11 protein-coding genes are annotated in these 12,453 nt (G+C 59.7%); 7 read left to right on the top strand and 4 right to left on the bottom strand.

Features of this window, described 5'->3' with window-relative positions; translation table 11 throughout:
- Positions 1-97 precede the first annotated feature (97 nt).
- The 5 genes from IHN22_RS03730 to IHN22_RS03710 all read left to right on the top strand — a co-directional run bounded on the left by IHN22_RS03730 (position 98) and on the right by IHN22_RS03710 (position 7,022).
- On the top strand, positions 98-772 hold the full coding sequence (locus IHN22_RS03730; RefSeq protein WP_087187511.1) for a response regulator transcription factor: 675 nt from the start codon (positions 98-100) through the stop codon (positions 770-772).
- Positions 762-2,351 carry a sensor histidine kinase gene (locus tag IHN22_RS03725; protein WP_191433549.1) on the top strand — a complete coding sequence of 530 codons (1,590 nt, stop codon included), beginning with the start codon at positions 762-764 and terminating at the stop codon, positions 2,349-2,351. Before IHN22_RS03730 ends, IHN22_RS03725 begins: the two co-directional genes overlap by 11 nt.
- Positions 2,352-2,482: 131 nt before the next feature.
- The gene (locus IHN22_RS03720; protein ID WP_087187513.1) at positions 2,483-3,217 is read left to right on the top strand and encodes an ABC transporter ATP-binding protein; all 735 of its coding nucleotides are present in this window, start codon (positions 2,483-2,485) and stop codon (positions 3,215-3,217) included.
- Complete coding sequence (locus IHN22_RS03715; protein WP_191433547.1) at positions 3,207-5,681, top strand: COG1361 S-layer family protein; 2,475 nt, start codon at positions 3,207-3,209, stop codon at positions 5,679-5,681. The genes IHN22_RS03720 and IHN22_RS03715 overlap by 11 nt, the downstream gene beginning before the upstream one ends.
- A 3-nt stretch (positions 5,682-5,684) precedes the next feature.
- On the top strand, positions 5,685-7,022 hold the full coding sequence (locus IHN22_RS03710) for an ABC transporter permease (RefSeq protein ID WP_191433545.1): 1,338 nt from the start codon (positions 5,685-5,687) through the stop codon (positions 7,020-7,022).
- Between the two features lie 45 nt (positions 7,023-7,067).
- On the opposite strand, the gene IHN22_RS03705 is transcribed toward IHN22_RS03710, so the two are convergent.
- Positions 7,068-7,853, bottom strand: a complete 786-nt coding sequence (locus IHN22_RS03705; RefSeq protein ID WP_191433543.1) for a TetR/AcrR family transcriptional regulator — start codon at positions 7,851-7,853, stop codon at positions 7,068-7,070.
- A 353-nt stretch (positions 7,854-8,206) separates the two neighbouring features.
- Between IHN22_RS03705 and IHN22_RS03700 the strand changes: the two genes are divergently transcribed.
- Both IHN22_RS03700 and IHN22_RS03695 read left to right on the top strand, forming a co-directional pair.
- Positions 8,207-9,145 (top strand): amidohydrolase family protein, encoded by a 939-nt coding sequence (locus IHN22_RS03700; protein WP_191433541.1) that lies wholly within the window; start codon positions 8,207-8,209, stop codon positions 9,143-9,145.
- A gap of 76 nt (positions 9,146-9,221) precedes the next feature.
- On the top strand, positions 9,222-10,526 hold the full coding sequence (locus tag IHN22_RS03695) for an MFS transporter (protein WP_191433539.1): 1,305 nt from the start codon (positions 9,222-9,224) through the stop codon (positions 10,524-10,526).
- A gap of 95 nt (positions 10,527-10,621) precedes the next feature.
- On the opposite strand, the gene IHN22_RS03690 is transcribed toward IHN22_RS03695, so the two are convergent.
- The 3 genes from IHN22_RS03690 to IHN22_RS03680 are packed head-to-tail and all read right to left on the bottom strand — an operon-like array spanning position 10,622 to position 12,389.
- Complete coding sequence (locus tag IHN22_RS03690; RefSeq protein ID WP_191433538.1) at positions 10,622-11,128, bottom strand: nucleoside-triphosphatase; 507 nt, start codon at positions 11,126-11,128, stop codon at positions 10,622-10,624.
- Positions 11,125-11,706, bottom strand: a complete 582-nt coding sequence (locus tag IHN22_RS03685) for a hypothetical protein (protein WP_191433536.1) — start codon at positions 11,704-11,706, stop codon at positions 11,125-11,127. The genes IHN22_RS03690 and IHN22_RS03685 overlap by 4 nt, the downstream gene beginning before the upstream one ends.
- Entirely contained in the window at positions 11,703-12,389 is a 687-nt protein-coding gene (locus IHN22_RS03680) for a hypothetical protein (RefSeq protein ID WP_087388165.1), read from the bottom strand. The genes IHN22_RS03685 and IHN22_RS03680 overlap by 4 nt, the downstream gene beginning before the upstream one ends.
- Positions 12,390-12,453 lie beyond the last annotated feature (64 nt).

Raw genomic sequence — 12,453 nt, 5'->3', positions numbered from 1 at the left:
ATTCGTAAAGGCTCCGCTTTTTTCGCGGGCCGGACTTTCCCAATCCGCCTTCCTCTGTTACAATGGGAGCACAATACAGCACGAGGAGGCGCTGTCCATGACACCTATGATTCTCATTGCCGAGGACGACGCGGATATCCGGGGCCTGCTGCGTCTCTATCTGGAAGGCGAAGGCTTTCGGGTTCTGGAGGCGGATGACGGCAGCAAGGCGCTGGAACTGGCCCGAACCCACAGCCCTGACATGGCCATTCTGGATATCATGATGCCCGGCCTCAACGGGTTTGAGCTGACCCGCGCCCTGCGACAGTACAGCCAGCTGCCCATTTTGATCCTGTCCGCCAAAAACCAGGACAATGACAAGATTCTGGGTCTGAATCTGGGGGCGGACGACTACATTGCCAAGCCCTTTAACCCGGTGGAGATCGTGGCCCGAGTGAAGGCCCAGCTGCGCCGAGCGGGCCGGACAGGTCAGGATGTGCTCACGGTCCGGGATCTGGCGCTGGATACCGTCACCTGCCAGCTGTCCAAACGGGGCGTCCCCGTAGCTCTTACCCCCATGGAATATAAGATCCTGGCCCTGCTCATGCGCTCCCCCGGCCGGATCTTCACCAAGATCCAGCTGTACGAGGGGGCGGTGGGCCCCTACTTTGAGGGGGACGACAACACCATGATGGTCCACATCTCCAAGCTGCGGGACAAGCTGGAGGACGACCCGAAGGACCCCCGCTATATCATCACCGTGAGAGGATTGGGGTATAAGCTTGAAAAATAAACCGGTTCCCGGCAGCCTGTTCGGCCTGCTGGTACGCAATTACCTGCTGTTTACCCTCACCCTGCTGGTCATTGTGGGCGGGATCTTTTCTCTGTGGGATCAGTGGCTGACCCGGCTCTATCAACCGGCGGACTGGGCCGGTCTGATGGCCGACAGCGCCTTGTTATCCGGCAATTACCAGAGCCTGACCCGCTATACCGGCGACACAGGCAGCGCCTTTGCCGTCTATGACGGGGATGGTCTGCTGGTCTACTCCTCCGATCTCGGGTTTGACCCGCTCTGCACCCCCAGTGAACTGGACTGCGTCCAGCTCTGGGATGCAGATGCCGCCGTTACCACCTTTGCGTTGTCCAACGCGAACAAAGAATCCCGCTATCTGGTGATCCGTCAGTCCATGAGCGACGGATCGGTGGACACCATGGTGCTGAATGGCTCCTATGAGGTCATATTTGGCGGCCTGAAGGAGGGCAAGACCGTCTATACGCCCCAGGAATTTCTCTACCTGTCCGGCAAGCGGTTTTCCGACGCCTTTCTTACCCGTGGGGTCTTTGTCAATCAGGACAACGAGCCCATGACCGTTCTGCTGCGTGAGGCGGTGATCAGCGACGCCGATTACATGAAACGCTATCAGGATTCCTGGAAGGTTTGGCTCCTCTTTATCCCCCTGTTCCTGCTCAGCGCAGGGCTCTTCATCTGGTGGCTCAGCCGCCGGATCGGCCGGCCTCTGCGCAGGCTCAACGACGCGGTGGTCTCCCAGTCCGAGGGCCGGATGGTCCGGGTGGGGGACTGCGGCGGAACCCGGGAGATCCGGCGTATTGGGGAGAGCTTTGACCGTTTTTCCGACCGGCTGGCCGAGAGTGAAGCGGAGCGCCAGCGGCTGGATCAGAGCAGGCAGAAGCTGATTGCCGACATCTCCCACGACCTCAAAACTCCCATCACCGTCATTGCCGGCTACATTGACGCCATCTGCGACGGCAAGGTGCCCCCCGAGGAGCAGGAGCGCTATCTGCGGGCCATTCAGGGGAAGGCGGCCGCCCTCACTGAGCTGGTGGACGCCTTCCATGAATACAGCAAGGTGGAGCATCCGGAGTTCGTACTCCACACCGAGCCCACCGATCTGTGCGAATTTCTGCGGGCCTATTTGGCGGACAAATATGACGAGATCGATCTGGCGGGCTTCGGGCTGGACATTGATCTGCCCGACCGGGCCCTGCGCTGCCAGCTGGACCCCCTGCAATTCCGCCGGGTTCTGGATAATCTGCTGTCCAACGCTCTGCGCCACAACCGGCTGGGCACCATGCTCTTCTTCCGGCTGACCGAGACCGAGGGCAAGGCTCTGCTCACTGTGGCGGACAACGGCGCAGGGATTCCCCCGCAGCGGATGAAATCTATTTTTGAGCCCTTTGTGGTAGGCAGCGATGCCCGTTCCGGCCAGGGCAGCGGCCTGGGCCTGTCCATCACCCGCCGTATCATGGAGCTGCACGGCGGCTCTATTACCCTCTCTACCCGTCCCGCTGCAGGGAAAGGCACGGAATTTCTCCTCACCCTTCCCCTGTGGCAGCCGCCTGCCTCCACCTGATTTGACGCTCCGGACTGTTTTCAGTCCGGAGCGTCTTTTTTCTTTCTCCTACCTTTACAAATCTTAAACAAACCCACACGAGGGATAAAGAGTGGTCGGGTATACTCCCGTTCAGAAAGGGGGCAACACCTATGAATGGGCCTGATTTGCGCAGCCGCCCCATCATTGAAGTGAAAAATGTCCGCAAAGAGTACCCCATCGGCGACGAGACGGTGGTGGCACTCAAGCGCATCAATCTAAGCGTGTCCCGTGGGGAGATCTGCTGCATCTTCGGCACCTCCGGCTCGGGCAAAAGCACCCTGCTCAACCAGCTGGCCGGTATGGAGAAGCCCACCCGTGGGGAGGTCCTCATCGGCGGAGTGCCCATCTCCCGGCTGAATGAGAATCAGCTGGCCGCCTTCCGGCAGCAGCACCTGGGCTTTGTGTTTCAGTCCTACAACCTGCTGCCCAACCTGACCGCCACCGAAAACGTGGCCCTCCCCCTGATGTTTCGTGGGGTGCCCAAAGCCCAGCGGGAGGCCGCCGCCCGCAAGCTGCTCACCCGGGTAGGGCTGGCCCACCGGCTGGACCACTTTCCCCGCCAAATGTCGGGCGGTCAGCAGCAGCGTGCGGGCATCGCCCGGGCCTTTATTGCCCGGCCCGACGTGGTCTTTGCCGACGAGCCCACCGGCAACCTGGACTCCAAAACCACGGTAGAGATCATGAACATGATCTGCACCTTTGCCCGTGACTACCACCAGACCATCATTCTGGTCACCCACGATCCGGAAATGGCTGCCTATGCCAATCGGATCGTCACCCTCATCGACGGCGAGATCGTCAGCAACAAAGTCAATCCAAAGGAGAGATCTTCCCATGAAACATAACCTATTCCGCACCGGCGTTTCTCTGCTTCTGCTGCTGGCCATGCTGGCAGCGGCGCTGCCCGCAGTCTTTGCCGCCGAGGGCAGCAATCTGTACATCACCGGCTACCAGGTCACCGATTCCTCCGGCCGCTCGGTGGGCAGCATCAGCAAAGGCAATACGGTCAACATCACCGTGTCCGTCAAGGATACCGGCGACGGCACCGGGGCCGGCGATCCCAAAACCCTGGATATTACCAAGCTGGACGACAGCTTTACTGGCGGCTCCCTCTCGGTGGAAAAGACCTCCTCCGACTCCGCCCCGCTGGTCTACGCCGTCCGGCTCACTGGCCTGACCTATAAGGGCGTGGGCCAGAGCCTGAAGCTCCAGGTGGGCACCGCCGGCGATGCCAGTTCTTATCAGACGCTGGAGGTCACCATTACCGAAGCGGTGGTATATGAAGCACCCAGCAGCGTTCCCGAGCCTCCCTCCGCTCCAGATCCCGCCCCAGCCCCCATGGTGCTCATCTCCCGCAGCGAACTGGAGAAGCCCATTGAATCCGGGCAGGAGGTCAAACTGAAGGTCACCTTCCAAAACCTGAGCAACACTAAGCTGAAATCCCCTGTGGTCACCTTTACCCCCTCCGATGGTCTTCTGCTGGAGAGCGGTGCTTCTTCTTTCCCCCTGGCGGACATTGCCGGAAAAAAGAGTGTCAGCTTGGAGATCACGATCAAGGGCGCCAGCGCTATCCCCTCCCCCGCCCAATCTTTAGGCGTGGATCTGAAGTTCAACTACTACAACAACGTCTCCACCGTTCAGGGTAATGTTACCGACAAGATTTCCATCCCCGCCATTGGCCGGGAGAGCGTGCCTCAGCCGGTGGTGCTGGTCACCCGTTCCACCCTGCCCCATCCTCTGGCCGTGGACGAGACTGCAACCATCACCCTCCGCTTCCAGAACACCAGCTCCACCCCGCTGGTCAAGCCTGTTGTGGCTGTGACTCCCTCTGAGTCCCTGATGATCCTCAACGACGCCGCTACCTTCCTGCTGCCTGACATCCAGCCCGGTAAAACCGCTACCCTGGACGTACAGATCCAGGTGGCCCGGGGCAACAGCAGTACCAGCCAGACTCTGAGCACCGAGCTGAAATACGGCTATGACAACGGCGGTATGATGACCCAGGCCTCGGTGTCCGACAAAGTGGTGGTACCCACCCAGGCCAAAGAGACTGTGCCCCAGCCGGTGGTGCTGGTCACCCGCTCGGCCACAGGCAAGCCTATCTCCGCCGGTGAGACTCTGCCGGTCACCCTCACCTTCCAGAACGCCGGCACCACGTCCCTGGTCAAGCCGGTGGTGTCTGTGACTACCTCCGAGTCTCTGATCCTGATGGACCCCACTTCCACCTTCCTGCTGCCTGATCTGGCCCCGGGAAAAAGCACCTCCATCTCCGTCAAGGTACAGGCTACCAAGGATCTCTCCTCCACCAACCAGTCCCTGAACACCGAACTGAAGTACCTCTATGACAACGGCGAAACCATGACCCAGGCCACTTCTTCCGACAAGGTAAATATCGCTGCCAACGCCTCCTCCAAGTCGGATGCCTCCGTGCCCAACGTGGTGGTACGCAGCTATTCCTACGGCGAGAGTTCCGTACCCTCCGGCAGCGCCTTCCCTCTGAACTTTACCTTTGAGAACACCGGCGCCGTGCCCATCTCCAACGTGGTAGTCACCGTGGACGGCGGAGAGACCTTCACCATGGACGCCAGCACCAACACCTATTTCTACAAGGCTCTTGCCGCCGGGGCCAGCCAGAGTCAGGAGATCCCCATGCGGGCCGTACCCACCGGCAAAAGCGGTGCGCAAGGCCTGACCCTCTCCTTCAAATATGAATATGTGGACGGTGAGAAGCGCACCCAGGCCAGCTCCGACGTAAAGCTGTCCATCCCCGTCTACCAGCCCGACCGCTTCCAGATCAACGCCCCCTCCGTGCCGGAAACGGTATCCATGGGGGAGGAGACCGAGCTGCTGCTGACTTATGTCAACAAAGGCAAGGATGATCTGGCCAATCTGGAGGCCACGGTGGAGGGCGAAGGGGTGGATACCCCCGCCCGCACCCAGTACCTGGGCAACGTCACCGCAGGCGCTAACGGCAACATTGGCTTTGCTCTTACCCCTAACACCGAGGGGGACGTGAAGGTGGTGCTGAAGATCACCTACGAAAACGCCGACCAGCAGGTCCAGACCCGGGAATTCCCTGTCACCCTCCATGTGACCGCTCCTCCGCCGCCGGAGGATTTCCCCGACGACTTTGATCCCGACATGGACGAAGGCGGGTTCCCCTGGATGACTGTGGGACTGGCCGCCGGAGCGGTGGTGCTGGTCGGCGGCGGAGGACTGCTGATCTGGAAAAAGAAAAAGGGCGGTAAAACCGAAGAAAACAGCTGGGACGACTGGGATGATACCCCGCCTTCCAACGAGGGGGAATAAGCCATGAAACAAAAAGATATGCTGCGCATCTGCCTGCAAAACCTGATGCGCCGCAAATCCCGTACCTTCCTCACCGTGCTGGGCGTCCTCATCGGCTGCTGTTCCATCGTGATCATGGTCTCTCTGGGCATCGGCATGAAGGAGGCCCAGGACAAGACCCTGGCGGAAATGGGGGATCTAACCATCATTACGGTCAACGCCCCCCAGGGCGGCCGGGGCAAGGTCAAGCTGGACGACCCTCTGCTGCGGCGGCTGAAGGCCCTGCCCGGCGTGGAGGCCCTCACCCCCAAGCTGTCCCTGGAGGCGGAATCCATCCGCCTCATCACCGGAACAGGAAAACGCTATATTGCCGACTGGACCACAGTGGTGGGCGTGGATACCGCCGCGCTGGAGCAGATGGGCTATCATCTCACTGCCGGCGTCCTGCCCAAGCGGGAAGGCGAGATCCTGACCGGTCAATATCTGGCCTACAGCTTCAAAGACACTCTGCGCCCGGAAGGCCACAACATGATCGACCGCTGGACCGGCGAATTTGACGACAGCGGCAAGCCTGTAGACCCTCCGCCCCCCTATCTGGACCCGCTGAAGCAGCCCATAACCATGGAAATTGAGACGCAGAACGGGAAAATAACCCTGCCCTTTAACCCGGTAGGCGCGGTAAAGGAAGACTACTCCAAAGGCAGTGAAACCTCCGAAGGGATTCTGCTCAATATGCCCGACCTGCTGAAGCTGATGGAAAAGACCCAGGGCCGCAAGGGCAAAAAGCCGGCCTATGACTCCATCATGGTCAAGGTCAAAAGCATCGATCAGGTGGAACCGGTGGAGCGGGAGATCAAGTCCATGGGCTATCCCACCGAGTCTATGGAGAGCATCCGCAAGCCCATGGAAAAGGAGGCCCGGCAGAAGCAGATGATGCTGGGCGGTCTGGGCGCCATCTCCCTGTTTGTTGCCGCCCTGGGCATCACCAATACCATGATCATGTCCATCTCCGAGCGCACCCGGGAGATCGGCATTATGAAGTCTCTGGGCTGCTACGTCACCGACATCCGGATCATGTTCCTCTCAGAGGCCGGGGCCATCGGCCTCATCGGCGGACTGATCGGCTGTGTCATCAGTTTTATCGCCTCGGTGGCCATCAATCTGGTCTCACTGGGGCCATCCATGGAAAATCTCCTGCCCGCCATCGTGGGCGGCGAGACCGTGACCCGGGTCTCGGTGATCCCGCCCTGGCTGCTGCTCTTCGCTATCCTGTTCTCCATTCTCATTGGCCTGGGCTCCGGCTATTATCCCGCCAACAAGGCGGTACGCATACCCGCCCTGGAAGCCATCAAGAGCGAATAATAAATAACAGCCTCCCGGCAATGCCGGGAGGCTGTTATTTATTATTTATTTTAAAATTCCGTTGAGGAAGATCCCCGTCAGGGTGTCCACGATCTGTTCATCGGTGTACTGGGGCTGGATGCCCACCACAATCTTGTACTGGATGGCAAAGCCGAACAGAGAGCCTACATATGTCTTAGCCGCCAAATAGAGGTCCAGCCCATCCCGCAGCCGGGTCTGATCGGCATACTGCTTGAGCACCGTCTCCAGGCACCGGGCCACATAGCCGATGCCGTTTTTATGGTACATATTGCTGATCTCCGGGTGGCGGTTGGAGTCCCGGATAATAGCCCGGGTAAAAGCCGTCCGCTCCGGCGTGTTGAAGATGGACAGATAGTCCAAGCCGATGCGCTTGACGGCGGCCTCCAGGTCAAAGTCTCCCATCTCCGGCTGGATGCTCAGGAAATTGAAATGGAAGGGAGTCTCCTGCATGACTGCGGAATAGAGGGACTCCTTGTCTTTGAAATACTGATACAGCGAAGCCTTGGAATAGCCCGACTCACGGGCAATCATATCCATGGACACACCGTCGTAGCCATGCTCCCCGAATAGGATTAGCGCTGTCTGGAGGATGGAGGCGCGATTTGCGTTATAAACGTCCTGAAGGGCCTCGTCCTCTGAAATATTCAACTGCTGAAACAGGTCCTTCTTCCCCTGAAAATAGAGGTAAATGGTGGATGGCGATATGCCCGCCCGTTTGGCAATGCTGTTGATGGTGGTCCCTTTATAGCCTTCCTGCTGAAAAATTTCTTTCGCTGTCCGCAGGACCTTTTCTCTGACCTCATGCTCCATGTGCACTTCTCCCTTCCGTCCGGCAGTACACGCCGCCGGACCCGGAATCGCAGAGGCGCTTGCGTGCAGATCACGCTGCCCCGCAGACAGCGTCCAAACCAGATAGTCTTAGTTTATCCCGTTATCCAAATGATGTCAAGACAATCTGAAACCCTCTCCGCTTCCCTGGGCGTTCCAGTATTCCGCACAAGGTTTTCCTCCCATTTTTGTCTAAAACACATATTTTTCCTTTTTTCGCTCAATAATAACAGAATAACACTTAACAGTATGGTGTTGTTATGATACTCTCTAGCCACGGTAATAATTATTACCGAATGATTCATTTAGATTATTACAATGAGAGGATATGTGGTATGAGACGCATCGACCTGGAAAACCATTTTTATGACCAAAGCCTGATAGACGCGTTGGCCAGCCGGACCATGCCCCCCCGCTATGACGCCAAAACCGACATCATCCACTGGACGGACAACATCACCATGCCTCAGGGCGTCCTGCTGCAGAAGCTGCTGGATGTGGGTGAGAAGCGGCTGGAACTGATGGACCGCCAGGGCATCTCCCAGGCTGTCCTCAGCTGTTCTCCCGGCGCGGAGGAACTGCCCATTGCAGACAGCATCGCCGTCTGCCGGGCCACCAACGACGCCCTGTATCAGCTGACCCGCCGCCATCCCGACCGTTTCCTCGGCAGCGCCATCCTGCCGGTATGGGATGTGGACGCCGCGCAGAAAGAGCTGGAGCGTTGCGTGAAGGAATATGGCTTTGTCAGCTGGCATACCCACTCCAACTACGGTGATACTTCCGCTGACCATCCACGCTATCGCCCCCTGTTCCACAAGGCGGCGGAGCTGGGCGCCTACGTCTACCTCCACCCCCAGCTGCCCAAGGGCCAGCGATACGAGGGCTTCGGCTTCACCTTTGCCGGTCCCGGCCTTGGCTTTACCGTGGATACGGTGACTACCCTGCTGCGGATGGTGGTATCCGGCCTGTTTGATGAGGTACCTCAACTCAAGCTGGTGCTTGGCCATCTGGGTGAGGGCCTGCCCTTCCTGATGGAGCGAATCGAGAACCGGATCAAATTTTTGCCCAATCCCGCTCTCCAATGCAAGCAGGATCTGCGGTATTATTTCCGTAATAACATCTGGGTCACCACCAGCGGCAATATGTCCAAGGAGGCCTTCCAGTGCACCAAGGACGTGCTGGGGATGGATCACATCCTCTTCGCCAGCGACTATCCCTACGAGTCCCTGGAAGATATGATGGCTTTCCTGGGTCAGCTTCCCCTAAGCCAGTAAGAGACGGAACAGCTCTATTTCCGCAACGCCCAGCAGGCGTTGGGTATCCCTCAGATCTGATCGGGAGGTAACGATGATGAAAGCGCGTAAAAACGACGGCAACAAGTCCTCTGTGGTCAACTTCGGCCTTCACGGCTGGGTCACCATTTTCTACTGTCTGTTCATGTTCTGGCTGTACGCCGGCATGGTCAACAGCGGCTCCAATGTCACCGCCCCCGCCATCGCGGAAAAGTTCGGCATCCTCAGCGGCACCGTGCTTACCATGAACACCGTGGCCGGTGTAGTCGGCGTCATCTTCTTTATCATCGTGGGTCAGGTCAACCGAGCTATCGGCGCCCGCATCACCTCCGGCGTGTGTATGATCCTGGCCGGTATCGCCTACTGGGGCGTGGGCAACGCCGTCAATCTGGCCATGTACACCATCTGTATGTGTGTGGTGGTGGGCGGCGTCATGTCCGCGGGCTACATCTCCGGCGGCGACCTGGTAACCCAGTGGTTCCCCAAGAAAAAGGGCATCGTCATGGGTTACACCACCATGGGCCATAACCTGGCCTCCGTGGCTTTCGTTCCTCTGATCACCTATCTGGTGGGCACCATGGGCATCGGCAACGGCGTGCTGCCCATCTCCGCCTGCTGCATCGTACTGGGCGTGCTGGGTCTGCTCATCGTACGCAACACGCCCCAGGAGCGGGGCCTCAATCCCGACAACGTGTCCGACGAGGTCTATCAGAACGAATATTATCACGGTCCCCAGGACAACACCGGCGGCTGGACCACCAAGAAGCTGCTGTGCTGCAAGGAGACCTGGCTGGTGGCCATCACCACCGGTATGTTCCAGATCTGCTCCCTGGGCGTGGTGTCCCAGATGGTGCTGCGCAACATGGAGCTGGGCTTCACCCGTGAGCAGGCCACCTTTACCCTCTCCCTGGTAGCCTGCATCGGCCTGGTGGGTTCCTTCTTCGTAGGCTATATGGACGAGCGTCTGGGTACCAAAAAGTCCATGGTGTTCTTCGGCATCTGGTACGCCCTCTCCCTGCTGGCCAACGCCACCGAGAACACCATCCTGGTCTACGTCTCCATCTTCATGATCGGTATGTCCATCGGCGGCTCCGCCAACTTCACCACCTCTCTGGTTACCTCCGTCTACGGCCGCCAGGGCTTCAGCAAGGTCAACTCCGTGATCTTCCCCATCCAGGGCGCCGTCTCCGCCCTCTCCTTCGTGGTCAATGGCGTGGTGTCCAACATCACCGGCGGCAACCTGCGCTATACCTATATCATCTTCGCCGGTGTGTCCATCGTCTCCTCTCTCATTGTGCTGGTCATCGACGAGCACCGCTTCAACCGGGACTGGCAGCAGGGACAGAGCTCTGCCCGTTCCTGATCCCTCCTACTCCCCTCATCTTGTCCGTACAGACGGACCATTCCCTCAAAAAGGCCCGCCGCAGGCTGTTGCACCTGCGGCGGGCCGCTTTTGTCTTATGGGTTGAAAGATAATTCCGCACTCAGCCGGAGATGGAGTTCCTCCCGGTTATCCGGGGTGATGAGGCATAGCCGTGCCCCCGGCAGGGAGCGCACTCGGTTTAGGAAGGGCGTTTTCGCCGGCTTGACGGCGGCCAGGACCAGACTGCTGCGGCACATCAGCTCCACCACCGCCTGCTGGAATCGGGGGGCCTTCTCCTCCAGTACCCCCAGCTCATCCAGCACCGTCACCCCTCCCGGCGGGATAGCTTCCAGCCACACCGCCGCCCTCTGAAAAGCCTCCGGAAAGGCCTGCCGGGGCTGTCCCGGCAGGCGCTGCCCCACCCGGTTCTTGTCTCCATACCGGGGCGGCTGCCCCATTGGGTGGATGTAGATGGAAAAGCCATCCCCCTCCGCCTCCTTGCGGGTCCAGAATCCCCGGGCCTCCGGGAACCAGTCTCCCAGCAGGCGGCGGATCAGGGTGGTCTTGCCCACGCCGATCTCACCCTGGATCAGCAGGATCATTCCGCCCCACCTCCATAATATTTGGCGGTGTGGTAGACAAACAGCCCCTGGAGCATGGAGGTGATGTTGCCGGTGGACACCGAGGCCCCGGTGACCGCGTCGGCATCCACCCCGGCGATCTGCGTGCCGTAGCCCTCCCAGGCGTCCAGGTCCGCCTTGGTGGCCTTGACCAGCATCTGGACAAAATGCTCATCCATATACTCCTCGGTATACTCGGCAATGTAGTAATTGGGGTTGCTGTCCCCCCATAAACCCTGGTTGTTGCCAAAGCTGATGGCCCGGATGGCGGCGTCCTCCGGGTCCTCCTTGTTGTTGAGCAGCTCCACATAGGCCACCGACATATAGTTGACAATGGAATCCCGGCAGGTGCAGGAGGGGAAGGCCACCTGATAGCTGGTGAAGGTGGAGTTGCTCTGCTCAAAGAGGATCACCGCCGTCTCCTGACTGTCCGCCCCGCCGGATGCATAGTGGGTAAAGGTGAAGGTGGGAAACTCCCCCTCCGCCTGGACGCTTTCTCCGCCTCCGCAGCCGGACAGCAGAAGCAGCAGGACCAGCACTGCCGCCGCCCCCTGCCTCATGTTCCGTCCTCCAGGGGATGGAGCCGGTCAAAGTCCAGATAGGCGTAATCCGCCCGCCAGGTGGCGTAGATCTTCTCCCCGTCGGCGTCCTCGGGGTAGATCACCAGCTCCTGGGCGTGGTCGCCGGTATAAGTCCAGTTGGCCCCCACGTTGTACAGCAGCTCCGGGTCCCAGCCCAGGTAGATCAGCAGCTCCTTCATCATGCCCGCGTAGCCTCCGCCGCCGCACATGAGGAAGATGGCCTGATCCTTGGGGAACAGCTCCTCCAGGATCAGCTCCGACTCCTCATACAGGGGTCTGGCCTGGGCCACGGTGCCGTCCTCCGCCCAGGTCACTTCATAGAGGCACTCCCCCTCATAGCCGCCGGACACCGGCAGGGTCTGGAGGGTGGCCAGGTAGGGATAGGGCACAATGCGGAAGCCCTCGATGGTGCGGGTCAGGTCGGCTTCTCCGCCTATCTCGCCGTAGTTGGCCGGATCGAAGAGCAGCCGCACGTCCCGGTAGGCCACGTCCTCCCGGCCCAGATACTGGTCGATGGTCTCCATATTGATGTTGCTGTCCACCCCGAATGGGCTGTCCCCCATGGGCTCCGGGGGTGGCAGGGCAGCCTGCCCGCCTCCGGAGCAGCCGGACAGGCACAGGCACAGGGCCAGCGCCGCCCCACACACACGCTTGCTTCTCATTTCCACATCCTCCTTTGACCGGCAAGGGCCGGGGGCAGTCTCCGCCCCCGGCCCTGTTGGTCCC

This window comes from Flavonifractor sp. An112 (genome assembly GCF_904377885.1).
GTDB classification, from domain to species: domain Bacteria; phylum Bacillota; class Clostridia; order Oscillospirales; family Oscillospiraceae; genus Flavonifractor; species Flavonifractor avicola.
Note: the sequence above shows the minus strand (reverse complement) of the source record. Positions and strands in the feature narration are given on the sequence as shown.

Coding starts and splice junctions, on each gene's coding strand:
- IHN22_RS03730 (WP_087187511.1), top strand. CDS start 98: ATGACACCTATGATTCTCATTGCCGAGGACGACGCGGATATCCGGGGC.
- IHN22_RS03720 (WP_087187513.1), top strand. CDS start 2,483: ATGAATGGGCCTGATTTGCGCAGCCGCCCCATCATTGAAGTGAAAAAT.
- IHN22_RS03715 (WP_191433547.1), top strand. CDS start 3,207: ATGAAACATAACCTATTCCGCACCGGCGTTTCTCTGCTTCTGCTGCTG.
- IHN22_RS03710 (WP_191433545.1), top strand. CDS start 5,685: ATGAAACAAAAAGATATGCTGCGCATCTGCCTGCAAAACCTGATGCGC.
- IHN22_RS03705 (WP_191433543.1), bottom strand. CDS start 7,853: ATGGAGCATGAGGTCAGAGAAAAGGTCCTGCGGACAGCGAAAGAAATT.
- IHN22_RS03700 (WP_191433541.1), top strand. CDS start 8,207: ATGAGACGCATCGACCTGGAAAACCATTTTTATGACCAAAGCCTGATA.
- IHN22_RS03695 (WP_191433539.1), top strand. CDS start 9,222: ATGAAAGCGCGTAAAAACGACGGCAACAAGTCCTCTGTGGTCAACTTC.
- IHN22_RS03690 (WP_191433538.1), bottom strand. CDS start 11,128: ATGATCCTGCTGATCCAGGGTGAGATCGGCGTGGGCAAGACCACCCTG.
- IHN22_RS03685 (WP_191433536.1), bottom strand. CDS start 11,706: ATGAGGCAGGGGGCGGCGGCAGTGCTGGTCCTGCTGCTTCTGCTGTCC.
- IHN22_RS03680 (WP_087388165.1), bottom strand. CDS start 12,389: ATGAGAAGCAAGCGTGTGTGTGGGGCGGCGCTGGCCCTGTGCCTGTGC.